Below are 24,291 nucleotides of genomic sequence, written 5' to 3' on the forward strand. Positions count from 1 at the left end.
CGCACCACCGGCCGCTCGAGCCCCGCCACCAACTCCTCCCGCGACCCACCCACCACCACCGCACGGTGATCGAACACCGCACGATGCGCCGCCAGAGCGGAGGCCACCGCGTCGAGCGGGGTGTAGGGGTGTGAGTCGGCGTACGCGCGCAAGCGGGCGGCCTGTGCGGTGAGCGCGTCGTCGTTCCGGGCGCTCAGGAGCCAGGCGACGGGGCCGACGGCACTGCCGTCGGCAACCGGCGCCTCGGGCGCCTCGGGGACCTCATGGGCCTCGGGGGCTTCTTCGAGGATCAGGTGGGCGTTGGTGCCGCTGATGCCGAAGGACGAGATGCCCGCGCGGCGCGGGCGGTCCGTGACGGGCCAGTCGCGGTGTTGGGTGAGGACGGCGACGGCGCCGCTGTCCCAGTCGATGTGAGGGGAGAGTTCCTCGCAGTGGAGGCTGCGCGGCAGCACTCCGTGCCGCATCGCCATCACCATCTTGATCACGCCCGCCACACCCGCCGCGGACTGGGTGTGGCCGATGTTCGACTTGACGGAGCCGAGCCACAGGGGCCGGTCCTCGGGCCGGTGCTGTCCGTAGGCGGCGAGCAGGGCGTGCGCCTCGATGGGGTCGCCGAGACGGGTACCGGTGCCGTGCGCCTCGACGGCGTCGACGGAGTCGGCGGTGACGCCGGCGTTGGCGAGGGCCTGGCGGATGACGCGCTGCTGGGAGGTGCCGTTGGGGGCGGTCAGGCCGTTGGAGGCGCCGTCCTGATTGACCGCCGTACCCCGGACGACGGCGAGCACCCGGTGCCCGTTGCGGCGGGCGTCGGACAGCTTCTCCAGCAGGACCAGGCCGACGCCCTCGGACCAGCCGGTGCCGTCGGCGGAGGCGGAGAAGGACTTGCAGCGGCCGTCCGCGGACAAGGCGCGCTGGCGGGTGAGTTCGACGAAGATGCCCGGGGTGGGCATGACGGTGACGCCGCCGGCCAGGGCCAGGGAGCACTCCCCGGACCGCAGGGACTGGGCGGCCAGGTGGAGGGCGACCAGGGAGGCCGAGCATGCGGTGTCGACGGTGACGGCGGGGCCTTCGAGGCCGAGGGTGTAGGCGATGCGGCCGGAGGCGACGCTGGGCGTACTGCCGGTCATCAGGTAGCCCTCGGTGGACTCGGTGCCTTCGTGCAGGCGGGGGCCGTAGTCCTGGAAGGTGGCGCCGACGAAGACGCCGGTGGCGGAGCCCCGCAGCGAGTGCGGGTCGATACCGGCGTGCTCCAGGGTCTCCCAGGAGGTCTCCAGCAGGAGCCGCTGCTGCGGGTCCATGGCTGCGGCCTCGCGCGGGGAGATGCCGAAGAACTGCGGGTCGAAGTGGGTGGCCCCGTCGAGGAATCCGCCTTCGCGCACGTAGTGCCTGCCGGGCCGGCCCTCGGGGTCGTAGAGGCCGTCGAGGTCCCAGCCGCGGTCGGTGGGGAAGGGACCGATGACGTCGCGTCCCTCGGCAAGGACCTGCCACAGCGCCTCGGGCGAGTCGGTGCCGCCGGGGAAGCGGCAGCCCATGGCGACGATCGCGACGGGCTCGTAGCCGCTGTCGCGGCCGCCACCGACGCGCTGGGCGGCGACGGGGAGGGCGGTGCCGCTGCCGGTGCCGAGGGCGCGGTCGCGCAGGTGGCGGGCCAGGTCGATCGGCGTGGGATGGTCGAACAGGAGGCTGCTGGGCAGGTCGAGGCCGGTGCCCCGGCTGAGCCGGTCGCGCAGTTCGACGGCGCTCCACGAGTCGAAGCCGAGGCCGTGGAAGGTGTCGCGCAGGTCGATGTCGGCGGGGTCGTCGTGGCCCAGGACGACGGCGATGTCGCCGCGCAGCAGGTCCAGGACGGCCTGCTCGCGCGCCTCCGCGGGCAGGGGTTCGAGGAGCTCGCGCAGACGGCCGGCCGCGGGGGCTTCGGCGTCGTCGGTCCCGGTATCGGCCCCAGTATCGGTCCCGGTATCCAAGTCGACGTCGGCCACCGCACCGGTCCCGGTATCCGACCCGGCGTCGGCCACCGCACCGGCCCCTGCGTCCGACGCGGAGGCCGCGCCGACGGCGTCCCGTGCGGTCGCCGTGCCGTGCGCGACCGCGCTCGTGTCGTCCGGGGTGACCCAGTGGCGCTTGCGCTGGAAGGCGTAGCCGGGCAGGGCCGGGAGTGCCGAGCGGGGGGTGCCGGGGGTGCCGAGGACGGCGTCCCAGTCGAGGCCGTCGGCGGCGCCGAGCGTGTACAGGCGGGCCAGGGCGGTGGTGAACGCCTCCGCTTCCGGGTGGCGGCCGCCGCCGGTGAGCGGTACGAACGCGGCCTGCTCGCCGGCGGTTTCGCGGCCCGCGGAGGCGAGGGCGCCGTCCGGGCCGAGTTCGGCGCAGGTGGTGACGCCGGCGTCCAGCAGGGTGCGTATGCCGTCGGCGAACCGTACGGCGTCGCGGACGTGGCGCACCCAGTAGTCGGGGTCGGCCAGCTCGTCGGAGGCGGCGACGCGGCCGGTGAGGTCGGAGACGACGGGCAGCCGGGCGGGACGGTAGGTGAGGCCGGCCGCGACGGTGCGGAACGCGTCGAGCATGCCGTCCATGTGTGGGGAGTGGAAGGCGTGGCTGACCTTCAGCCGCTTGGTCCTGCGGCCCTGGGCGCGCCAGTGCTCGACGATGCGGGCGACCTCGTCGGCGTCGCCGGAGACCACGACGGAGCGCGGCCCGTTGATCGCGGCGAGGCGTACCCGGTCGGTGAGCAGCGGGTGTGTTTCCTCCTCGGTGGCCTGGACGGCCGCCATGGCGCCGCCTTCCGGCAGGGCGTCCATGAGGCGGCCCCGGGCGGCGACCAGGGCGGCGGCGTCGTCGAGGCCGAGGACGCCGGCCGCGTGGACGGCGGCGAGTTCGCCGATGGAGTGGCCGACGACGAAGTCGGGACGCACGCCCAGGTGGTCGAGCAGCCGGTACAGGGCGGTCTCGTAGGCGAACAGGGCGGGCTGGGTCCAGGCGGTGCGGTCGAGCAGGGCGGCGTCCGCGCTGCCGGGGGCGGCGAAGACGATGTCGCGCAGGGGCCGGTCCAGGTGCGGGTCGAGGGCGGCGCACACGTCGTCGAACGCGGCGGCGAACACCGGCTGCGCGGCGTGCAGTTCGCGTCCCATGCCGGGTCGCTGGCTGCCCTGCCCGGAGAACAGGAACGCGGTGGCGCCGGCGCGGGCGCGGTCCTGGACCAGGCGGGCGGTGCCGGTGCCGGCGGCGAGCGCGTCGAGGTGCTCGGCGAGCCGGCCGAGGTCCTCGGCGAGGACGACCGCGCGGTCCTCGTGCGCGGTGCGGGTGGTGGCCAGGGCCTGTGCCAGGCGTGCGGGGTCGCCGGCGGGGTGCGCGTCGAGGTGGCGGCGCAGCCGGCCGGCCTGGGCGCGAAGGGCCCGGGGACCGCGGGCGGACAGCGGGAAGAGCAGGGTGCGGCCCGGCGCCGCGGGCTCGGCGGCGCTGTCGTAGGCCGGGCGGGTGGGGGGCTGTCCGACCACCACGTGGCAGTTCGCGCCGCCGAGGCCGAAGGAGCTGACTCCGGCGATCAGGGGTCGCTCCGGGTGCGGCCAGGGACCTGCGGAGGTCTGCACGCGCAGCCGCAGGCGCTTGAGGTCGATGGCCGGGTGGGGGGTCTCGTGGTGGAGGCTGGGCGGCAGTTCGCGGTGGCGGACGGCGAGCACGGTCTTGATCAGGCCGGCGATGCCCGCGGCGGCTTCCAGGTGCCCGACGTTGGTCTTGGCGGAGCCGACGGGCAGCCGGTCGTCGGCGTCGCGGCCGCGGCCGACGGCCTCGCCGAGCGCGGTGGCCTCGACGGGGTCGCCGACGGGGGTGCCGGTGCCGTGCAGTTCGACGTACTGGACGTGGTGCGGGTCGGTGCCGGCCTGCCGCAGGGCGCGGCGGACGACGGCGGCTTGGGCGGCGGCGCTGGGCACGGTGAGCCCGTCGGTGGCGCCGTCGTGGTTGACGGCGCTGCCGAGCAGCACGGCGTGGACGCGGTCGCCGTCGGCGAGGGCGCGGTCGAGGGGTTTGAGTACGACGATGCCGCCGCCCTCGCCGCGGACGAAGCCGTTGGCGCGGGCGTCGAAGGTGTGGCAGCGGCCGTTGGGGGACAGCGCGCCGAATCCGGCGGTGCGCTGTGCGCTGGTGGCGCCGACGCGCAGGTTGACGCCGCCGGCGAGGACCAGGTCGGCCTCGCCGCTGTGCAGGGCCTGGCAGGCGAGGTGGACGGCGACGAGGGAGGAGGACTGGGCGGTGTCGACGGTGAGGCTGGGGCCGGTCAAGCCGAGGGTGTAGGAGACGCGGTTGGCGATGACACCGCGGTTGAGTCCGGTGAAGGCGTGCGCGGTGGCGGTCCGGTCGGCGTGCACGAGGGGGGCGTAGTCGTCCCAGATGGCGCCGATGAACACACCGGTGGGGGTGTTCTTCAGCGTGCCGGGCAGGATGCCGGCCTCTTCCAGGGCCTCCCAGGCCAGTTCCAGGACGAGCCGCTGCTGGGGGTCCATGGCGGCGGCTTCGCGCGGCGAGATGCCGAAGAAGCGGGCGTCGAAGGTGTCGACGCGGTCGAGGAAGCCGCCCCAGGCGGTTTCGGGCGCGTCGGGGGCGACGGTGTCGCGGCGGTGTTCGGGCGCGCGGGTGATCGCGTCGGTGCCGGTGCGCAGCAGCCGCCAGTAGGCGTCGGGGCCGTCGGCCTGCGGGAAGCGGCAGGACAGGCCGAGGACGGCGACGGGTGCGGTGGCCCGGCCGGCCGTCCCGAGCTGCGTGGACGCCTCGGCGGACGTCCCGGCGGACGTGGACGCCTCGGCGGCCTCCGGTGCCGCCTTCTGCCCCGCCGGATTCGCTGGCTCAGCCACGAGCTCCCCCTTCGCTGATTTCCTGGCGCGTCTCCAGGGCTCCGTCGGCCCTGGCTCGTCTCCAGGGCTCCGTCGGCGCGGGTGGACCGGGATCGGGTCCGGGCTATTCCGTGCAGGCGACGGCCGGACGCTGACGCGCGGTTCAAAGGTGCGGCCGGACCGGGGCGCTGGTCACGGCCGGACGCGGCTCGTAGGGGCGCTTAGGGGGACAGACAAGGGTTACCGGCCCGGCCGCCGCCCGAGAACCTTACGGAAAGTCCCTTGGAGCGCCGGCGGCTGGTGAACGGCATTCCTGTGCCAGCGCTTACCGCGGAACGGTCAGGAGCCGTCATGACAGGGAAATCAGGCAACCCCGGAAATCCCGGTGATCCCGGCACCCCAGGCACCCCGGGTACCCCCGGCAGTCCCGGTGGTCCTGCTGATCCTGGTGATCCCGGCGGTTCCGGAACCGCCATCGGGATCCTGGGCACCGGGTCGTATCTGCCTGCCGACACCGTCTCCAACAGCGTCTGCGCGGCCCGGGCCGGAGTCTCCGCCGAGTGGATCCAGCGGAAGACCGGCATCCTCGAGCGGCGTTACGCCTCCGACTCCGAGGCCACCTCCGACCTGGCGGTCGAGGCGGCCCGCGCGGCCCTGGACGCGGCCAGGATCACCGCGGCGGAGCTGTCCTGGATCGTCGTGGCGACGTCCACCCCGGACTGCCCGCAGCCGGCCACCGCCTGCCTGGTGCAGGACCGGCTGGGCGCGCCGGGCGCCGCGGCCTTCGACCTCAACGCCGTATGCAGCGGTTTCGTGTTCGCGCTGGTGGCGGCGGCCCGATTGCTGCCGGCCGCGCCCGGCGGACGGTCCGCCGGGTACGCCCTGGTGATCGGCGCGGACGTCTACTCGCGGATCATCGACCGGACCGACCGGCGCACCGCGATCCTCTTCGGGGACGGCGCCGGCGCGGTGGTGCTCGGCCCGGCCGCCGACGGGTCCGGGGTGCTCGGCGCCCACCTGGCCAGCCGCGGCGACCGGCACGATCTGATCCATGTGGCGGCGGGCGGCAGCCGGCTGCCCGCGTCGGAGAAGACGCTGGCCGAAGGGCTCCACCACTTCCGGATGGACGGGCGCGGCGTGCGCGAGTTCGTCATGGCCGAACTGCCGCGTGCGGTACGGCGGGTGGTGGAGGAGCACGGCCTGGACCTGGGCGACGTGGACCATTTCATTCCGCACCAGGCCAACGGCGTCATGCTCGCCGAAGCGGTGCCGCGGCTCGGTCTGGACCGCGCCCGCACCCATCTGACCGTCGCCCGGCACGGCAACACCAGTGCGGCGTCCATTCCCCTCGCCCTCGACGACGCCCGCAGAGGCGGCCTGTTGCACGAGGGCGATCTGCTGCTGCTGGCCGGATTCGGCGGCGGCATGTCGCTGGGCACCGTCCTGGTGCGCTGGGGCGGGACGGCGGCCGCCTAGACCAAGCCTTCTCACTCGTCCAGGGCCTCGGCCCCGACGAAAGGAATCAGCGGCATGACCACGACAGCAGATTCTCCCGGTTTCGCGCGGGTCGCGGTGCTCGGCCTGGGCACCGTGGGCTCCGCCCTCGCCGGAGCGCTGGCCCGGGCCGGTGTGCCGGTGGTGGCCGTCGAGACGGACGAGGCGTCACTCGCGCGCGGTGCCGAGCGCACCGCGCGGATCACCGGCGACCGGACGTCCGCCGCGCCGGTCACGTACACCACCCGTCTGGAGGCGGTCGCGGGCAGCGGCCTGGTGATCGAGGCGGTGCCGGAGGACTTCGCGCTCAAGGCGGACCTGCTGCGCCGGGCCGCCGAACTCTGCGGCGCGGACACCGTGTTCGCGACCACGACATCGCTGCCGGTCACCCGGATCGCCGCCGCCTGCGGACGGTTGCCGCGCACCGTCGGCCTGCATCCGGTGGGCCACGCCCCCGAGGGAGGCTGCGTGGAGGTGGTGCACACGCCGGTCACGGATCCGGCCGTGCGCACGGCCGTCGAGGAGTTGGTGCGCAGCACGGGACGCACCCCGGTCTCGGTGAGCGACCAGCCCGGGTTCGTCGGCGGGGGCCTGCTGCTGGCGTACCTCAACGGCGCGATCGCGATGTTCGAGCGCCGCTACGCCTCGCGCGACGACATCGACGCGGCGATGCGGCTGGGCTGCGGCCTGCCGCTGGGCCCGCTGGCCCACGCGGACCTGATCGGCCTGGACACGGTCCGCGACGCGCTGCACGGCCTGTACGAGCTCACCGGGGAGTCCCGTTATCTGGCGCCGCCGCTGCTCGACCACATGGTGACGGCGGGGCTGCTGGGGGTGAAGTCGGGCCGCGGCTTCTACCGCCATCCGCAGGAGACCCCCGCCCGGCCCGCGCCCGCCGCGCCGGCCGTCGCGCGGCCGGTGCGCACGGTCGGCGTGATCGGCTCCGGCACGATGGCCAAGGGCATCGCCGAGGTGTTCGCCCGTTCCGGCCGCCGGACGGTGCTGGTGGCCCGTACGGAGGTCCGCGCGAAGGAGGCCCTGGACGGTGTGGCCCGCTCCCTGGACCGCGGCGTCCACCGCGGCAAGATCGACGCCGAGGACCGCGACGCCGCCATGGAACGGCTGACGGGCACCCAGGACGTGGCCGCGGTCGCCGACTGCGACCTGGTGGTTGAGGCCGTCGCGGAGGAACTGGCCGTCAAACGCGCCGTGTTCGGCCGGCTGGACCGGGTGTGCCGGCCGGGCGCGGTGCTGACCACGTCGACGTCGAGCCTGCCGGTGGTGGAGTGCGCCGTCGTCACCTCCCGTCCCGAGTCGGTCCTCGGCATGCACTTCTTCAACCCGGCGCCGGTGATGCGCCTGGTGGAGGTGGTGGGCACGGTGCTGACCTCCGAGGAGGCGCTGGGCACGGTCCGGGCGGTCTGCGCGGATCTCGGCAAGCATCCGGTGTCGTGCGGCGACCGCGCCGGGTTCATCGTCAACGCGCTGCCGTTCCCGTACCTCAACGGCGCGGTGCGGCTGCTGGAGCAGCACCGCGCGAGCGCCGAGGACATCGACACGGTCATGACGGCGGGCTGCGCCTATCCGCTGGGCCCGCTCGCCCTGCTGGACGTGATCGGACTGGACGTCTCGCTGCAGATCCAGGAGACGCTCCACCGGGCCTTCCAGGAGCCCACGCTGGAACCGGCCCGGCATCTGCGGCACCTGGTGGCGGCCGGCTACCTGGGCCGCAAGTCGGGGCGCGGCTTCCGGGCGCACTGAGAGCAGGGGCGAGAGCACAGGCGAGAGCAGGGGCAAGCAGGGGCGAGAAGGGCGAGAGCACGGGCGAGCGGCCCGGCGGGCAGCGTCAAGGGCGCTGCCCGCCGGGCCGTCGTGTGTGTGCGCACCGTCGCCCGGCCGGGGGCCGGGGGACGGTGCCGTCAGACTTGGTTCTCCTGTGCCAGGGCCCTGCTCCGGTGCCAGCGGTCGACCATGGCGGCGAGTTCGGCCTTGGTGAACTCGAAGAACTCGGCCGCCTCCGCCAGGCGCCGTCCCGCGGCGGTGTCCTCCCCCACGGCCTTCACACCCGCCCGCATGGTCGCGCTCCAGCGTGCGAACACCTTGTCGCGGCCGGCGACCACCTCGTGCCAGATGTCGGCGTGGAGCCGGTAGCGTTCGCGCCGCGAACCGGGTTCGCGCTCGCGGCTGAGCATGTGCTGCTGGGCCAGGTAGCGCACCGCACCCGACACCGCGGCCGGACTGGCGCTCAGCCGCTCGGCCAGCTGGGCGGCGGTGAGCACACCGTCCGCCTCGGCGAGCAGGCAGGCGAAGATCCGGGACGACATCCGCGGGATGCCCGCCTCGGTCAGATCGGCGGCGAACCGCTCGACGAAAGCGGCCACCGCCGCGCCGTCGGCCTCCTGCCGCGCCGATGTCTCCACGCTGCCCTCCCCCTTCGCACTCTCCGTCGGCCCTGCTGCTCGACGTCGCGGCCGCGGCACGTCACCACGGCCGACGGGAAGGCGTCCCGCCCGGCGCCTCAAGGGGACGCGCGGGACGGGCTATTCCGCGACCCGGGTGTAGCGGATGTAGCGGAACACCCGCAGCTCGCTGTCGCCGCGGCGGACGAACTCCTCGGTCGGCTCGAAGTGGTCGTAACGGTTCTCCACCCGCATCTTGAAGGTCTCGGTGTGGTCGTCGACGTGCACGGCGATCTCGCGCTCGTCCGGCCGGTACGGCGCGCCGAGCAGCAGGGCGTTCGGGGACGGGGTCGTCGTCAGCATGGGGGTCTCCTCGCGGTCGTCGTCCTGGTGTGCTCCAGACGCTGTGCAGTTGTCTGCGGACGCTGTCCGGCACGCGGCCCGGCGACGGCGTACGGCGTACGGCGTCACGTGGGCACCGGCGTGCGGGTGGACCGGTCCGGCTCCTCGGCGACGGCCCGCGACGGCCGTGCTGGTGCCGTCAGGCGTAGGTGGCCGCCGGTGAAGGTACGGCGGTGGAGCGGCCCGGTGGAGAAACCGGCCCCGGCCACCGCCTCGGTCATGGACAGCCTCGGGGGGCGTCTCCCCCTCCGGACGTCCACGGTCAGGATGGGCAACCCCGCTCAAGCCGCGCTGGAGGGACGGTCTTCTCCCGCCGCTCAGGCCGCGAACAGATCGAACGTGGACGTCCGCCGCGGCCCCGCCAGCACGTTCAGCATCGGATCGACCGACAGCATCGCCTGGTGCAGCCGCTGCAGCTGCGGGGACGGCTCGACGCCCAGTTCCTCGATGAGCCGGGCGCGCAGCCCGCGGTAGACGTCCAGGGCCGCGCTCTGCCTGCCGGAGCGGTACAGGGCCACCATCACCTGGGAGTGCAGACCCTCGTGCCGTGGATGACGTGCCGTCAGTTCTTTCAGCTCGGCGATGACTTCGGTGTGGCGGCCGAGCCGGAGGTCGGCGTCGATGCGCCGCTCCACGGTCACCAGGCGGCTCTCCTCCAGGCGCATGGCCTCGATCTCCAGCACGGGCCCGAGTCTGATGTCCACCAGCGTCTGGCCCCGCCACAGATCCAGCGCGGCCCGGAAGCGGTCGGCCGACACCTGGTTGTCCCCGGTCCCGAAGGCATCCTGCCCCTCGCGCACCAGCTTCTCGTACTCGTGCACGTCGACGTATTCGCCCGGGATCTGCAGCAGATATCCGCCGTGCCGGGTGGCGAGCACGTCCTTCACGGTGCGCGAGGAGCCGGCCCCCATCGCGGCGCCGATCCGCCGGCGCAACTGGAGAATGTACGTCTGCAACGTGGTGAGCGCGCTTTGCGGAGGCTTCGACGCCCACAGTTCCTCCATCAGCGTCGACACGGGCACGACTCGACCGGGATACAGCGCGAGCAGCGCCAGGATCTGCCGTGGCTTGCCTGCGGTCGGTACAATCGATCCGCCCTTGACCTGGGCATTCAATGGACCAAGAAGCTGAACCCTCACACAATCCTCCCCGTTGCTACCGCTCGACGACACCGTGCCCGGTCCCGCACCCGTGCCGAAAGGCAAGCTAGCCGGGCCCTTCCGCCCTGAGCGCTTTTCTCAAGCGGCTCTGTAGCGGAGTTCCATGCGAGAGGTCCGCCTTTACCGGAATTTTCAATTCCGCAAGATGGGCGGTCCGCCTGCCGTTCGGTCCTCTGTCAGGCATTCAGCCGTCCGTCACGTCCCCGGCCCGCCCCAGCGGTTCGGGCAGCGTGACGGTGTCCGGCTCCGCCCTGTCGGCCCAGGGAAAGCCGCGGTGCAGTTGGAGCGGGGGCGGCGGGCCGTCGTCGGCCTGGACAGCGACCGCGACCAGGACGCCGGGCACGGGCTCCAGTTCCAGGAAGCTCCAGCGTCCCGTCGGATCGTCCTCGGGCAGCCGGAAGGCGAGGACGCCGCGGTCGGCGGCGAGGGTGAAGGCGAAGGAGTCGAACGGCAGGCCGAGACCGAGGCCGCGTGCCTTGGCGTAGGCCTCCTTCAGCGTCCACAGGCGCAGCACGCGCCGTCCCCGCAGCGCGGCCGTCCCCGCCCGCGCGACCCACTCCCGTTCCTCGGGCGCGAAGGTGCCGGTGACGGCGTCCGGCGGCCGTCCGGCGCCGCCGAGCCGCTCGAGCAGTTCGAGGTCGACGCCGATGCGCCGCCGCCGCGCCACTCCGAGCAGGCTGTATCCGCCGCTGTGGGAGAGGTTGAAGTCCAGTCGCTCTCCGCCGCGCGGCGGTCCGCCCGTGGGCCATCGCAGGAAGGGCCGGCCGCGCGGGGAGCGCCGGATGACCAGCTCGGGCTCGGTGAGCCCGGCCTCCCTCGCCAGTACCCGCCGCAGCAGGGTGTGGGCCACCAGGTACTGCCGCCGGTCGCGCTCGGAGACGAACTCGCTCGCGATCCGCTTCTCCCGCCGGTCCAGCCAGCGCTCGGCGAGCGCCCCGGCGATCCGGGCGGGCAGGTCCTCGTCGGCGCAGAGCCACAGCCGCACCGCCCGGCCCGATCCGGCACCGGCACCGGCACCGGCACCGGCACCGGTGGTCGTGCGGCCGTCACCGGTGTGCTCCGGCGTCCTGTTCACGTCCTGTCCGCGTCCATGAAGTCGCACGGTCCGGTGTCAGCCGTGGGCCGCCGGCCGCGCCCCGGCCGCGACGGCCGGCCGGGCTTCCGGCTCCTGCGCGCAGGTCGCGCTGGTCATCGTCATGTGGAGCAGTCCCGGCTGCCGGGAGGGAGACGCGCCCGCCGCCCTCAGTACGGAGAGTGAGCCCGAGTACCGGCCCCGAGCCAGCCCGCCGCCGCCATGTGTTCCTCGGCCAGGGGCAGGTCTCCCTCCGGGCCGGGACAGGGGGCCGGGCCGTCGCCGGGGGACGCCAGCAGGTGCTGGTGGAGCCGGGTGAGCCGTGGAGAGGGTTCCAGGCCCAGCTCCTGCACGAGCGTGGTGCGCAGCCGGCGGTAGACGTCCATGGCCTCCCCGCGGCGGCCCGAGCGATGAAGCGCGATCATGAACTGGGCGTGCAGGTCCTCGTGGGTGCGGTACCGGCTGGACACCACGGTCAGTTCGGCCAGCAGTTCGCGGTGGCGGCCCAGCCGCAGATCGGCCTCGATGCGCTGGTCGAGAGCGCACAGCCGGCTCTCCTCCAGCCGCTTGGCCTCGGTCGCCAGCCGCGGGCCGGGCTGGACCCCGGCGAACGCCGTGCCGGTCCACAGGTCGAGCGCCTCGCGCAGGACACGGGAGGCTCCGGCGAAGTCCCCGGTGTCCATCGCCCGGTAGCCGACACCGGCGAGCCGTTCGAACTCCCGCACGTCGCTGACGCCGTCGCCGCTGACGAGCGAGTAGCCGCCGGGCGCGGTGACCAGGACGTCCTTCGCGGTGCGCGGCGGGGTGTCCGGAACGTCCGCCGGCAGCGCGGCGCCGATGAGCTCGCGCAACTGGAGCACGTACGTCTGCAGGGTGGTGCGGGCGCTGCGCGGCGGCGCGCCCGCCCACAGCTCCTCCAGGAACACGGACAGCGGCACGACCTGGTCCGCGTGCAGGGCCAGCAGGGCCAGCACCTGGCGGGGTTTGGGCGCGGTGGGGGCGACGGAGACCCCGTTCTCGCGCACGTCCAGTGCTCCTAGAAGGTCAATGTCCACGCTGCCTCGCCTTCCGTGCTGCCGCTCGCACCTGTCGCCACGGTCGGGGACACCGCTCGAGAACCGGTCGGGCCGCGCCAGTGCGCCGAGCGCCCGGCCGCCCCCGCCCCCGCCCCCGCCCCCGCCCCCGACGCCGGCACCGGCACCGGCACCGAACGGCCTACAGGCCCGTCCTCGTCGTCCCCGTCCTGCTCGTACCCGTAGTGCTCGTACCAGTAGTGCTCGTACCCGTAGTGGTCGGACCCGTGCTACTCGGACCCGTCCTGCTGGGACCCGTCCTCGTCGTCCCCGGCCTCGTCGTCCCCGGCCGCCCCGTCACCGACCGCAGCCCCGCCGACAGCGCCTGCGCGCTCTCCTCGGCGCCGCCCACGCCCGTCATCACGACGACCGGCTCCATCACGGCGGGCACCGTATGGGCGAGCCCGTACGCGGTGAGCGCGCCCGGCCCGCAGCCGCACAGCAGCAGCCGGCCCCCACCGGCCAGCGCGTCGGCCAGCGCGGCGGGCAGCACGGGCGGCACGCCCCGGCAGCGCAGTTGCACGATCCGCTCCGGGCCGTCATGCCGGCGTACGAACCGGTCGTACGCGCCGGGCGCCACGCCCGCCCCCGCCACCAGGCAGATGACGTCCGCGCCGGGCTGCCCGCGGCGCAGCACGGTCAGGCCGGTGACGCCGGTGCGCGGGGGCCGCGGCGCCGCCCGCGGCACGTGGGTGCCGTCCAGTGCGCCCAGTACCTGCCGGACGGTGGTGTGCGGGTCGGTGAAGTCCGCGAGAACGCCCAGCAGCCGCACGCACTGCGCGAGCGTCTGCGCCGCGTCCGTGTCGCGCAGCACCTGCCGGTCGTACAGCGCGGTGAGGCAGAGGCCGCCGTCGGGGTCGCGCCGGGCGACGAGGGTGACGGCGAGGCTGGTGTCGCCGCCCACCAGGTGCGGTACGCCGACCTGGATGCCCTGGGCGGCCAACTCACCGCGCACGGCCTGGGACAGATGGGGCAGGCTGTCGAAGAAGAGGGTGGTGTGCATGGTGTCCGCGTCCTCGCCGCGCCCGGTCCACTCCCTGATCAGTTCGTCGGAGACCCACGGGTAGGCCGACATGTCGAGCACCGCGTCCCGGACCCGCCGGACCAGCGGACCCACCGGCGCCGCGGGGTCGACGGTGACGGTCAACGGCAGGGAGCCGCCCGGCAGTCCTGGCGCGTGCGCCGCTCCCGGCAGGGCGATGTCCCGCGCGGACAGGTACACCCCGAAGGCCACCCGGGCCGCATCCCGCGCACCGGTGGCCCGGTACAGCAGCAGCGCCCACACCAGGTGCAGCGCGCTGCTCTCCCCAGCGCCCCAGCCCGCCGCCCACTCCCTCAGCCGCCGGGTCCGGGCCGGCCCGAGCCGGCGCTGCAGCTGCGCGGGCCCGCTCTGCCCGGTCGGCGCGCCGGGCCGCCCTGGGCTGAGCGCCGCGTCCCGCGGCGGCGCGGCACGCGTCCAGAACGCGCGGGCGGCATCGGTGCTCTGCCCGGCCAGCCACCGGGCGTGGTCGCGTACGTCGGGCCGCCGCTCACCGCCGGGCAGCGGCCCGCCCGCCAGATAGGCGCGGTAGAACTCGCGCAGCAGCACGCTCACCGCCCGCTCGTCGAACAGGGCACGGTGGTACGTCAGCAGGACCCGGGTGGACGGCCCGGCTCCGGCGCCGACGGCCGGTGAGTCGTCGAGCAGCGTCAGCCGCAGCAGTCCGGCCCGGTGCAGTTCGAACCCCTGCGACCGGTCGCGGGCGAGCAGGTCGTGCCAGGGCAGGGTGGTCCGCGAGTGACGTACGACGTCCACGGCGGCCCGCTCGTGCAACACCAGGCGTGGAGCGGCCACCCAATCGACGGAGGCGCGCAGCACCGACTCGCGTTCCACCACGGACTGCCAGGCGGCGACGAACCGTGCCGTGTCGAGCGGGCCGGTCCACCTCCAGGTCAGCTGCTCGACATGGCGGCTGCGGTCCCCGTCGCTCTGCACGGCCTCGCGCACCAGGCCGCGCTGGGCACCGCCCAACGGCACGGTCTCGGCGTCCGCCGGCAGCACCATCAGGTCGGCGAGGAGTTCCGGGGGCAGCCGGCCGGTGCCGCCGTCGGGGTCGTGCGGCACGAGGGTCAGCGTGTGCCGCCCGGAGCCGTGGCTGTCCAGCATCACCGAGAAGCCGCCGTGGCGTTCGACGATCCGGGCGGCGAGCCGTTCGGCCTGGCCGCGGACGGGCAGTCCGTGCAGGCCGAACACCTGCGAAGAGCCCGGGGGCGACCCGCCCGGTTCGTGGACCACGCACACGACGGTGCCCGGCACCGCGTGATGGGTGTTCATCCGATGTCCAGGGGCGCCCTGGTCCACCGCGGCGGCGGGGACGCGGCTCCCCTTCCCCCTCTCCCCTGTCCGTCTCGCTGTGCTTCCGGTCGGTCTCCTGTCCCGGCCCGGCGGGCCCGCCCTGCCACCTCCGCCTCTCCTCACGCACCGGTGGACGCGCCCGGTCCCGATCGTGGGCGCGGCGCCTTCCCCTTCCCCGGTCCCCCCGGCGGGAGGGCATCGGAACTCCGCCGGACGACGACGGCGGGGCCGGTGCGGTGGTGAACTCCGCCGGACCCGCCGCGGTGAGCCTCACCCACCGGGCACCGGCCCGCCGCGGGAGGGACACCGCACCCCCGCCCGGCGGCGTCCGGCACCCCGGTGAGCTGGACCCCCCGCACCGTCCGGGCGGAGAGGGGCGCGGAGAGCCTGCGGCGCGGACCGTGGCCGAACGCCTTGGTGTACGTCTCCCTCAGCGTCCACCGCCGCATCGGCCGGGCCCGGAGTCCCCGCCCGGGCGGACCTGCCGGGACCACGGCCCCGGCAGGCGTTCCAGCCCGTCCGGCGGGCAGGCCGGAGGCAGCCACCCGGTCCGCCGGTCAGACGTCCGCCCCGATCGGGCCGAGGCAGCGCGAGCGGGCGGGGTGCCGTCGGCAGGCGAAGCCCGGTTCTCCGGCGGCCGTGGGGTGCCGCCCGGTCCCGGTCGGGCGACCACCACCCGCGCTCCGGCCGTGCTCGCCCGTGCTCCGACGGGGCTCAAGGGTGCGCCGCCCCGCTGGACCGCTGCTCGAGGTGGGCCTGGGTCAGCCGGTCGGAGCGGGGTGCCGCGACACGCGGGGCGGCGGCAGGCACCGCCTGTTCGGGTCCGGCGCACAGGATGGAACGCTGCAACTTCGCGAGCGGCGGGGAGGGTTCGAGGCCGAGGGTGCGTACGAGGGTGGTGCGCAGCCGCCGGTAGGCGTCCAGGGCCTCCCCTCTGCGTCCCGCCCGGCACAGGGCCAGCATGTACTGGCCGCACAGGCTCTCGTGGCCGGGATACCGGCTGACCAGCACGGTCAGTTCGGCGAGCAGTTCGCGGTGCCGACCCAGCCGCAGGTCGGCCTCGATGCGCTGGTCGAGGGCGCACAGCCGGCTCTCCTCCAGCCGCTTGGCCTGGGTGCTCAGGTGCGGGCCGGTGGTGACGTCGGCCAGCGGCGGGCCGTTCCACAGTCGCAGCGCCTCGCGCAGCAGCTCGGCGGCGGCGGCGTAGTCCTCGGCGTCCATCGCCCGGTAGCCCATGCCGCTCAGCCGCTCGAACTCCCTGACGTCGTGGACGCCTCCACCGCTGTTGAGGAGGTAGCCGCCGGGCACGGTCAGCAGGACGTCCTTGGCTGTTCGCGGCGGCGTTCCGTCCGGGTCGTGCGCCAGCGCGGCCGTGATCATCTCGCGGATCTGCAGGATGTACGTCTGCAGCGTGGGGCGCGCGCTGCGCGGCGGTTCGTGTCCCCAGAGTTCCTCGACCAGGGTGTCGACCGGCACGGTTCTGTCGGCGTTGAGGACCAGCAGCGCCAGCACCCGGCGCGGTTTGGGCGCGGTGGGTGTGACGGATACGCTGTTCATCCGTACGGCGAGTGGGCCCAGTATGCCGATGTCCACGCGTCTCCCCCGTTTCACAACTGTCCGCTCGGAAGCGATGTCCTGCCGTCTTGAGTAAAAGACAGCGCGCGTGGCATATCAACACCGTACCTGCCGGCCGCATTGGCCCGATGGGACGCGATTTCGAGCCAAACACACGCCCTGTAGGTCGTTTTCTCCTGGCGTTCATCTCCGAGCCGGTGTCTGCCGCCATGCTGCCGGGTCGCGCCATGGGATGCCCCTTCGCTCCGGATCCTCCCTGCTCGCGGTCCCGCCCGGCGACGGTGAGCCGATGGTTTCAAGCCAGTCGCATGCCTGGGGCAACCGGGAAAACCGCGCGGCAAAACCGCCGGAATATCGATGCCGCGACCAGCCGAGCGCCCCGTTCCGGAGGCGCCGTCGGGACAGGCAGCAGCGTCCGGGCCGCCTTCTCCACAGGCGAAACGATTCCGCGTGGACGGTTCCGGCCAAAACCCATTTGCCGCCCTCCCGCACGGCAATGACTTTCCGGGCCGCGTCGGGCGATTTCCCTCGCGCACCGCGGCCGCGGCCCTTGACGGTACGCGAGGGGAATCACCCCTTTCTCAAGGAGATGGAAAGTTTTTGCACGCTCTGCCAAGGTCTGTCCACGGCGGAGGCCAGGAAGGAGTCACGGTCGCCGTCGGTCTCCTCGTGGTAGGCGTGCAGCGAGGACGGCCATCATCGGCTCCATGCCGGTCTTGGCGCACAGGTCCGTGAACTCGGCCGGACCGAACTCGTTGGACTCGGTGGACCTCCAGGCCAGGTCCAGCCGGGCCGGCCGCTCCTCGCGCGGGCCCACGCTGTCCTCCCAGCGGTGGCCAGAGACGAAGTTTCCGCTCGGGTAGCGCACGGTGGTGACGCCGACCTCACGGACCAGCGCGAGGCCCGGCGTCGGCCACTACCTGCACGAAGAACAGCCCGGGCGTACCGTCCGGCTGATCGAGGAGTGGGCGGCGCCGGGCGCGCCCGGCCGTGGCCGGCCGGGTCAGGGGCGTACGTCGACGTAGTCGCCGGTGGCCTTGGCCGGGCCGGTGGTGGCGCTGCCGGTGAAGTTCCAGCGCCAGTAGCCGTCCTTCACCGCCTTGACGGTGGTGCGCAGGGTGCCGGTGCCGCTGGTGTGGACGGTGGACACGGTGGTGTAGGTGCTGCTGCCCTTCGGGCGGAACTGCAGCTGGACGGCCCGGCCCGCGTATCCGGCATAGCGGTAGGTGTCCCAGTTGGCCCGCACGAGCTTGCCGGTGACGGTGATACGGGCGCCCTTGGCCACCGGTTCCGGTGCGGCGTCGACGGTGAGCCGCGCGGCACGCTTGAGGCCGAACGACCCGATGCCGGGGGCGAAGACGCTGTCACCGTCGTCGGCGTCGGCGAGGGCGTCGACCGACCAGGTTCCGGCGTCGGCGTTGGCCAGGTCCACCGGGTCGTCGCTGCCCGGGGCCGGGTGGGCGTTGACGGTGAACACGGTCGTGCAGGCGGTCGCGGTCTCGCAGAACGCGTCGGTGGTGTAGAAGCCGCCGTGCGGTCCTTTCAGGTCGACGTCGACGAACGCCAGGCCGGAGTCGTCCGATCCGGTGACCGTCACCGGGAAGACCACGTCGTGCGTGATCCCCACGATGACGTCGTGCCCGGAGTTGACGGTGGCCCCGCTGATCACGGGCGCGCTGAGCGCGGTGTCGGCGGCGGCGTCGGCCGTCGCGCCGGCCCCTGCCAGCAGCACGGCGACGACCCCCACCACGGCCCCGCGGCTCGCCGTGCCTTGTCTGTCGCTGAACGGTGCGACGAAGCGGATCATGAATCCTCCCCAGGACAACAGGCCCTGCTGCCGCACCTGTTGAGCAACAGCAACTGGCGGCGAGTGCCGCAGACCGATGTGTCATCCCGTACGACCGCCGAACCGGCCGGATCGTTGTACCGCTGCCGCCACGCGTCGAAGTGGGTGCCGGAGGCCCGCGATCCGATGCGCTACGACGCCGCGGCGCGGGCGCGCAGCATCCGGGCCACGGCGTCCGAGCGTTCCAGGAGCGTGTTGCGAACGACCGGCGCCGCGTCGCGGACCGCCCGCTGAGCCTTGTCGATGTAGGCGGCGTCGATGGCGTACGGCGGGAAGAGGCGGCTGGTGAAGACCATCGCCGGGATCATTCCGCCCTGGTGCAGTTGGGGAAGCAGGTCGAGGTAGCGCTGGGTGTAGGGGGCCAGCAGCTCGTCCTGGCCCGGGCGCCAGAAGGCGGTCGCCACCTGGCCGACGGAGCTGACCGGAACGGCTCGGTCCACGGCGAGCCGCTGCCAGACCTCGGCCTTCGCGGCGGGGTCGGGCACGGCCGCCCGTACCGTGAGGGCGCGCACCCAGGCGTCGGGGTCGGGGTCGCGCTCCAGCAGGACGGCGGACCCGGACGCCACCTCGCCGCCCAGTTCCGCCTCACGGACCAGCGCGCGCCAGAGCAGGTCCACGTCGTCGCCCGCCTGCATGCGCAGCCAGGCCAGGTCGTCCGCGTCGGAGGCGGCGCGGGCCAGACCGCGCAGCGCGACCTGGCGGCGGCCCGGGTTCTCAGCCAGGTGCCGGCAGGCCGCGGCCAACCGGGCGGTCAGGGAGGCGCGTTCGGCGGGCGGCGCCCACAGTTCGGCGATGTCCGCGGCGAGTGTCAGGTACGGCTCGATCACGGCGTCGGACGTCTCGGCGGTCAGCACCGCCGTGAGGCACCGTCCGGCTTCCGCCGCGGTGGCCTCGCCGGTCGTCAGCATGTCCCAGACGGTCGCGGCGGCGACGCCCCGGGAGATGGCCGAGGGCAGCCGTGCCGCCGTGCGGAAGAGCGCGTCCCTGCTCGCGGGGTCGGGCCGGGTGGTGGCGAAGGTGAGGTCGTCGTCGTTGGCCAGCAGGAATTCCGTCGCGGGCGGCAGTCCGGCGATCGGGGTGCGGGGCTGCGTCACCTCGACCCGTACCAGCGCCGTGCGCTCGAGATCCGCGCCGTCGCGGCTGTACGCGCCCACCGCGATGACCTGAGGGCGCGGGGTGCCGGCGGCCACCAGCGTGACGCTCTCACCGTCCCGTTCCAGGCGGAAGCGGTCGGTGCCCGCCGTCGCGAGCCAGGCCGTGCGCCAGGCGTCCAGGTCGCGTCCGCCGGCTTTCGCGAGCGCTTCGACGAGATCCTGGAGCGTGGTGTTGCCCCAGGCGTGGCGGGCGAAGTAGGCGGCCATGCCGGCGGTGAAGCGCTCCTCGCTGACGTACGTCATGAGCTGATGGAGGACGGAGGCGCCCTTGGGGTAGGTGATGTTGTCGAAGATCGACGCGGCCTGGGCGACGTCGTGGATGGGCTGGTGGATGGGGTGCGAGACGGGGCCCTGGTCGGCGAGGTACGCCTTGAGCTTGTCGCCCACCAGGTGGCCGGCCCACGCGTCGGTGTACCGGGTGGCGCGCTCGGCGGCCCAGTGGCAGGCGAACTCGGCGAACGCCTCGTTCAGCCAGAGGTCGTCCCACCAGCGCATGGTGACGATGTTGCCGAACCACATGTGCGCCATCTCGTGCAGCAGCACCTTGGCGAACAGCTCCCGTTCGGCGGGCGTCGGCTCCGCCCGCCGCAGGAACGCGTCGGACCAGGTCACGCAGCCGTAGTTCTCCATCGCCCCGCCGAACTCGGGCATGAACACCTGGTCGTACTTGCGCTGCGGGAAGGGCATCGCGAACGCCTCGCCGTAGAAGGCGAGTCCCTGGCGGGTGAGGGTGAAGATCTCCTCGGCGTCGCGGTCGAGGACCTCGGCGAGAGAGCGGCGGGCGTACAGGCCCAGGTCGTGGCCGTCGGCCCGGCGGCGGATCTCGTGGAAGGGGCCCGCGTTGACGACCGTGTTGTACACGGACAGGGGCGGGGTGTCGGCGAAGCTCCAGCGGCGGGCCGCCGCCAGCTCCTCGACACGCGCCGCCGCGGAGTTGCTGGTGACGGTCCAGGCGGGCGGGGCCGTGACGGTGAAGGCGTGCGAGGCCTTCAGGTCGGGCTGGTCGAAACAGGCCCAGACGAAGCGGGCCTCGTCCGGTTCGAAGCTCATCCACACGTAGACCTCGCCGTCCGCGGGGTCCACCGCCCGGTGCACGCCCTCACCCGTGGCCGTGTCGGCCTGCACGCTCTCCACGCGCAGCACGTTGTGCGCGGCGAGACCGGGCAGCCGGATGCGGCCGTCCCCGGCGGGGGTGAGCGCGGTGCCGTTCAGCGTGGCGCTCAGCACCTCGGCGGCGCAGTCCACGAACGTCTCCGCGCCCGGCTCCCGGCAGGTGAACGTCACGGTGGACACGCACCGGACCTCGGGGCCGTCGGGCAGGGCGGTGAGGTCGATGTCCACGTCGTACCGCTCGACCGCCAGCAACGCCGCCCGGCGCTCGGCTTCGGTACGGGTCAGGCTTCGGGTCCCCATGTGTCCGTCCTCCCTCGTCACGGTCGCGCGTCAGCGTACGCGGGAGTGCACCGGCGATCACGGGCTTTTTCCCCGCCGCCGGAGCCGGTTGCCTGCGGCCGCCGGAGCCGGTTGCCTGCGGCCGCCGGAGCCGGCGTGGGGCCGTCAGTCCTGGTGGAGCATGGTCTCCAGGGCGGCGACGGCGTGCGAGCGGTGGTCGTCGAGGAGTCGTACCGCCTGCTCGGGGTCCTCGCCGCGCAGGGCGTCCAGGATCGTGCGGTGCTCCTGTACGACGTGGTCGCGGTGGGCGGGCTCGCCGTAGTAGAGGGAGCGGTAGGCGTCGGTGGCGTCCCAGAGGGTGGTGATGAGCCTGGCCAGTCGTGGCATGCAGGCGGTCTCGTAGAGGGCGAAGTGGAAGCGGCGGTTGGCGGCGGTCATGGCGGACACGTCGCCCGCCGCGGCCGCCTGTTCGACCTCGTGCTGGGCGGCTTCGAGGGCTTCGAGGGCCGGCCCGTCCAGGTGCGCGGCCGCCTGGCGGACGGCTTCGGCCTCCAGGAGTTGCCGGATGCGGTAGACCTCGCGCAGGTCCGCGAGGGACAGCTCGGCGACGAAGTAGCCCCGGTGTGCCTCGTGCACGACCAGGCCCTCGGCTTCCAGGCCCTTCAGCGCTTCACGCAACGGCAGCCGGCTGACGCCGAGTTGTTCGGCGAGTGCTTCCTGCCGGATGGGGGTGCCGGGTTGCAGCTGTCCGCTGGTGATGGCTCGGCGCACCTCTGCCAGCACGAACTGCTGGGCGGTCGGCGGGCGCCGCCGGTTCGTGGGGCTGGTCATGAGCGGGGGTCTCCACTGCGCGGAAGGGCGGGTCGGTGGGCGGTCGGCCGGTGGGCGGTCGGCTGGTGGGCGCGTTCATCCTAGTGCCGGGTCAGATCACGTCCGCCCTGCCGTGGTCCGAGGCCCGGCGCGGGAGTTCCCGCCCCGCCCGGCCGGCCGACCGCACCGGGCCCGGCGGGGACCGGTGTCGCCGGGGTGGGAGGGCTAGGCGGGGGCGTCCTGCGGGTCGGCGAGGCCCAGTTCGCTCAGGATCTCGTGGGTGTGCTCGCCGAGGCGTGGCGGTGCGCTGCGGTAGGCGGCGGGTGTGGCGTCCAGCCGGATGGGGTTGGCGACCTGCTCCACCGGCCGGTCGCGGTGCGGGTCGTCGATGCGGACGCGGGCCTGCAGGCCCAGGCCGTCGGCGAGGGCGAAGGCCGCCGCGAGGTCGTTGATCGGGCCGCAGGGGACGCCCGCGGCGGTGAGGGCCTCGAACCACGCGTCGGCGGGGCGGCTGCGCAGCGGGCCGTCGAGCGCGGCGAGCAGTTCGGTGCGGTGGGCCACCCGTGCCGGGTTGGTGGCGAAGCGCGGGTCTTGGGCCAGTTCGGGCAGGCCGAGCTCCGCGCACAGGGCGGAGAACTGGCGGTCGTTGCCCACGGCCAGCACCAGGGGGCGGTCCTGGGCGTCGACGACTTCGTAGGGCGCGATCGACGGGTGGCGGTTGCCCATGGCATGCGGTACGACGCCGCCGGCGACGTAGGCGGAGGCCTGGTTGGTGAGTGCCGACAGCAGTGAGGTGAGCAGGGAGACCTCCACCCGCTGGCCCTGGCCGGTGCGCTCGCGGTGGCGCAGGGCGGCGAGGATGCCCATGCCGGCGTGCAGTCCGGTGATGACGTCGACGAGGGCGACACCGGCCTTGGTGGGGCGGCCGTCCGGTTCGCCGGTCACGCTCATCAGGCCGCCCATCGCCTGCACCAGCAGGTCGTAGCCGGGCAGCGCGGCGCCTCGGCCGGCGCCGAAGCCGGTCACCGAGCAGTACACGAGCTTCGGGTTGAGCGGGCGCAGGGTGTCGTAGCCGAGGCCGAGGCGGTCCATCGTGCCGGGGCGGAAGTTCTCCACCAGCACGTCCGCGCGGGCGGCGATCTGCTGGGCGGCCCGCCTGCCTTGTGCGTCGGTGAGGTCCAGCGCGACCGAGCGCTTGTTGCGGTTCACGCCGAGGAAGTAGGTCGCCTCCCCGTCGGCGTAGGGCGGGCCCCAGGCACGGGTGTCGTCGCCGGCGCCGGGGCGTTCGATCTTGATGACCTCGGCGCCCAGGTCGGCCAGCAGCATCGTCACGTACGGGGCGGCGAGCACGCGGCCGAAGTCGGCCACGACAATGCCGGACAGGGCCTGCTCGGGCTGCGGGCGGTCGGACGGCATGTGGCTCTCCTCTCGTGTCTTGGCAGCGACCGGGTCTGAGGCTACGCTGCAAATTGGATCCAGGATCCGATATCCGAATCGATCGGATGGGATCGTATCCACAGTCCCCCGCTGTTGTCAGCCGTCAGGAGAGGCCTCGATGACGACTTCCTCCCCCGTCCACCCCTTCGACCTGTTCGCCATCGACACCTTGCTCAGCGACGAGGAGCGGGACATCCGCGACACGGTGCGCGCCATGGGCGAGCGCGATCTGCGGCCGCACGTCGCCGAGTGGTTCGAGCAGGGCGCCATCCCCGCACGCGAACTCGCGGCCTCCCTGGGTGAGCTGGGCGTTCTCGGCATGCACCTGGAGGGCTACGGCTGCGCCGGGACGAGCGCCGTCTCCTACGGCCTGGCCTGCCTGGAGCTGGAGGCTGTGGACTCCGGTCTGCGCAGCCTGGTGTCCGTGCAGGGCTCGCTGGCGATGTACGCCATCTGGGCGTACGGCTCGGAGGAGCAGAAGCAGCAGTGGCTGCCCGGCATGGCCGCCGGCCGGCTCATCGGCTGCTTCGGGCTGACCGAACCGGACGCCGGCTCCGACCCGGGCGCCATGCGCACCCGCGCCGAGCGCGACGGCTCCGACTGGGTCCTCAACGGCACCAAGATGTGGATCACCAACGGCTCGGTCTCCGACATCGCCGTGGTGTGGGCCCGTACCGACGACGGCGTGCGCGGTTTCCTCGTCCCCGCCGGCACCCCCGGCTTCACCCGCAACGACATCAAGCACAAGGTCTCCCTGCGGGCGTCCGTGACCAGCGAGCTCGTGCTGGAGAACGTGCGGCTGCCCGCCGACGCGATGCTCCCCGGCGCGCGGGGCCTGTCCGGCCCGCTCGGCTGCCTCAACGAGGCCCGTTTCGGCATCGTCTTCGGCGCCCTGGGAGCCGCGCGCGACTGCCTGGAGACCGCGCTCGCCTACGCCGCCGACCGCACGGTGTTCAACCGCCCCCTGTCCGGCTTCCAGCTCACCCAGCAGAAGCTGGCCGACATGTGCCTCGAACTCGGCAAGGGCATGCTGCTCGCCCTCCAGCTCGGCCGCCTGAAGGACTCCGGGCAGATCACCCCCGAGCGCATCAGCCTCGGCAAGCTCAACAACGTCCGCGAGGCCCTGCGGATCGCCCGCGAGTGCCGCACTGTGCTCGGCGCCAACGGCATCACGCTGGAGTACCCGGTGATCCGTCACGCCAACAATCTGGAGTCCGTCCTCACCTACGAAGGCACGAGCGAGGTCCACACCCTCGTCATCGGCAACGCCCTCACCGGCATCGCCGCCTTCCGCTGAGCCCGCCTCTCCCGGAGGCGCC

The 24,291-nt window shown here is 73.8% G+C and carries 16 protein-coding genes and 1 pseudogene; 3 read left to right on the forward strand and 14 right to left on the reverse strand.

Features of this window, described 5'->3' with window-relative positions:
- Positions 1 to 4,703 (reverse strand): beta-ketoacyl synthase N-terminal-like domain-containing protein (locus ACZ5GT_RS19325; RefSeq protein ID WP_469025748.1); only part of this gene is annotated, 4,703 nt, incomplete at its 3' end.
- Between the two features lie 471 nt (positions 4,704 to 5,174).
- Here ACZ5GT_RS19325 and ACZ5GT_RS19330 point away from each other — a divergent pair.
- Positions 5,175 to 6,299: a 3-oxoacyl-ACP synthase III family protein gene (locus ACZ5GT_RS19330; RefSeq protein WP_469025270.1), complete on the forward strand. Its 1,125-nt coding sequence runs from the start codon at positions 5,175 to 5,177 to the stop codon at positions 6,297 to 6,299.
- A gap of 54 nt (positions 6,300 to 6,353) precedes the next feature.
- Positions 6,354 to 8,078 carry a 3-hydroxyacyl-CoA dehydrogenase family protein gene (locus ACZ5GT_RS19335; protein ID WP_469025273.1) on the forward strand — a complete coding sequence of 575 codons (1,725 nt, stop codon included), beginning with the start codon at positions 6,354 to 6,356 and terminating at the stop codon, positions 8,076 to 8,078.
- 158 nt (positions 8,079 to 8,236) lie between these two features.
- Here ACZ5GT_RS19335 and ACZ5GT_RS19340 read toward each other — a convergent pair whose 3' ends face one another.
- From ACZ5GT_RS19340 to ACZ5GT_RS19400, 13 genes and pseudogenes are all read right to left on the reverse strand, one after another.
- On the reverse strand, positions 8,237 to 8,737 hold the full coding sequence (locus tag ACZ5GT_RS19340; protein WP_469025277.1) for a GbsR/MarR family transcriptional regulator: 501 nt from the start codon (positions 8,735 to 8,737) through the stop codon (positions 8,237 to 8,239).
- A gap of 120 nt (positions 8,738 to 8,857) precedes the next feature.
- A complete protein-coding gene (locus ACZ5GT_RS19345) occupies positions 8,858 to 9,079 on the reverse strand; it encodes a DUF5988 family protein (protein WP_469025283.1) in 222 nt (73 codons plus the stop codon).
- Positions 9,080 to 9,183: 104 nt separating this feature from the next.
- Positions 9,184 to 9,339 carry a hypothetical protein gene (locus tag ACZ5GT_RS19350; protein WP_469025288.1) on the reverse strand — a complete coding sequence of 52 codons (156 nt, stop codon included), beginning with the start codon at positions 9,337 to 9,339 and terminating at the stop codon, positions 9,184 to 9,186.
- 96 nt (positions 9,340 to 9,435) lie between these two features.
- On the reverse strand, positions 9,436 to 10,257 hold the full coding sequence (locus ACZ5GT_RS19355) for an AfsR/SARP family transcriptional regulator (protein WP_469025752.1): 822 nt from the start codon (positions 10,255 to 10,257) through the stop codon (positions 9,436 to 9,438).
- Positions 10,258 to 10,462: 205 nt separating this feature from the next.
- Positions 10,463 to 11,353, reverse strand: a complete 891-nt coding sequence (locus ACZ5GT_RS19360) for a 4'-phosphopantetheinyl transferase family protein (protein WP_469025295.1) — start codon at positions 11,351 to 11,353, stop codon at positions 10,463 to 10,465.
- 167 nt (positions 11,354 to 11,520) lie between these two features.
- On the reverse strand, positions 11,521 to 12,405 hold the full coding sequence (locus ACZ5GT_RS19365) for an AfsR/SARP family transcriptional regulator (protein WP_469025299.1): 885 nt from the start codon (positions 12,403 to 12,405) through the stop codon (positions 11,521 to 11,523).
- A gap of 160 nt (positions 12,406 to 12,565) precedes the next feature.
- Positions 12,566 to 14,737: a condensation domain-containing protein gene (locus ACZ5GT_RS19370; RefSeq protein WP_469025306.1), complete on the reverse strand. Its 2,172-nt coding sequence runs from the start codon at positions 14,735 to 14,737 to the stop codon at positions 12,566 to 12,568.
- A gap of 735 nt (positions 14,738 to 15,472) precedes the next feature.
- Complete coding sequence (locus ACZ5GT_RS19375) at positions 15,473 to 16,351, reverse strand: AfsR/SARP family transcriptional regulator (RefSeq protein WP_469025312.1); 879 nt, start codon at positions 16,349 to 16,351, stop codon at positions 15,473 to 15,475.
- 670 nt (positions 16,352 to 17,021) lie between these two features.
- Positions 17,022 to 17,243, reverse strand: a pseudogene (locus ACZ5GT_RS19380) (alpha-L-arabinofuranosidase); the annotation flags it as partial.
- Between the two features lie 93 nt (positions 17,244 to 17,336).
- Entirely contained in the window at positions 17,337 to 18,140 is an 804-nt protein-coding gene (locus ACZ5GT_RS19385; RefSeq protein WP_469025318.1) for a calcium-binding protein, read from the reverse strand.
- Positions 18,141 to 18,310: 170 nt separating this feature from the next.
- Positions 18,311 to 20,746 (reverse strand): aminopeptidase N, encoded by a 2,436-nt coding sequence (gene pepN, locus ACZ5GT_RS19390; RefSeq protein WP_469025324.1) that lies wholly within the window; start codon positions 20,744 to 20,746, stop codon positions 18,311 to 18,313.
- 144 nt (positions 20,747 to 20,890) lie between these two features.
- Complete coding sequence (locus ACZ5GT_RS19395; RefSeq protein WP_469025331.1) at positions 20,891 to 21,556, reverse strand: GntR family transcriptional regulator; 666 nt, start codon at positions 21,554 to 21,556, stop codon at positions 20,891 to 20,893.
- 204 nt (positions 21,557 to 21,760) lie between these two features.
- Complete coding sequence (locus tag ACZ5GT_RS19400) at positions 21,761 to 22,951, reverse strand: CaiB/BaiF CoA transferase family protein (RefSeq protein ID WP_469025334.1); 1,191 nt, start codon at positions 22,949 to 22,951, stop codon at positions 21,761 to 21,763.
- A 139-nt stretch (positions 22,952 to 23,090) separates the two neighbouring features.
- On the opposite strand from ACZ5GT_RS19400, the gene ACZ5GT_RS19405 reads away from it, so the two are divergent.
- Entirely contained in the window at positions 23,091 to 24,269 is a 1,179-nt protein-coding gene (locus ACZ5GT_RS19405) for an acyl-CoA dehydrogenase family protein (protein ID WP_469025342.1), read from the forward strand.
- Positions 24,270 to 24,291 lie beyond the last annotated feature (22 nt).

The sequence above is a fragment of the Streptomyces sp. NPDC031340 genome (assembly GCF_055569945.1).

What these genes read in the sequence shown, in the direction of transcription:
- ACZ5GT_RS19330 (WP_469025270.1), top strand. Translation starts at nt 5,175, where the DNA reads ATGACAGGGAAATCAGGCAACCCCGGAAATCCCGGTGATCCCGGCACC.
- ACZ5GT_RS19335 (WP_469025273.1), top strand. Translation starts at nt 6,354, where the DNA reads ATGACCACGACAGCAGATTCTCCCGGTTTCGCGCGGGTCGCGGTGCTC.
- ACZ5GT_RS19345 (WP_469025283.1), bottom strand. Translation starts at nt 9,079, where the DNA reads ATGCTGACGACGACCCCGTCCCCGAACGCCCTGCTGCTCGGCGCGCCG.
- ACZ5GT_RS19350 (WP_469025288.1), bottom strand. Translation starts at nt 9,339, where the DNA reads ATGACCGAGGCGGTGGCCGGGGCCGGTTTCTCCACCGGGCCGCTCCAC.
- ACZ5GT_RS19370 (WP_469025306.1), bottom strand. Translation starts at nt 14,737, where the DNA reads ATGAACACCCATCACGCGGTGCCGGGCACCGTCGTGTGCGTGGTCCAC.
- ACZ5GT_RS19385 (WP_469025318.1), bottom strand. Translation starts at nt 18,140, where the DNA reads ATGATCCGCTTCGTCGCACCGTTCAGCGACAGACAAGGCACGGCGAGC.
- pepN (WP_469025324.1), bottom strand. Translation starts at nt 20,746, where the DNA reads ATGGGGACCCGAAGCCTGACCCGTACCGAAGCCGAGCGCCGGGCGGCG.
- ACZ5GT_RS19395 (WP_469025331.1), bottom strand. Translation starts at nt 21,556, where the DNA reads ATGACCAGCCCCACGAACCGGCGGCGCCCGCCGACCGCCCAGCAGTTC.
- ACZ5GT_RS19400 (WP_469025334.1), bottom strand. Translation starts at nt 22,951, where the DNA reads ATGCCGTCCGACCGCCCGCAGCCCGAGCAGGCCCTGTCCGGCATTGTC.
- ACZ5GT_RS19405 (WP_469025342.1), top strand. Translation starts at nt 23,091, where the DNA reads ATGACGACTTCCTCCCCCGTCCACCCCTTCGACCTGTTCGCCATCGAC.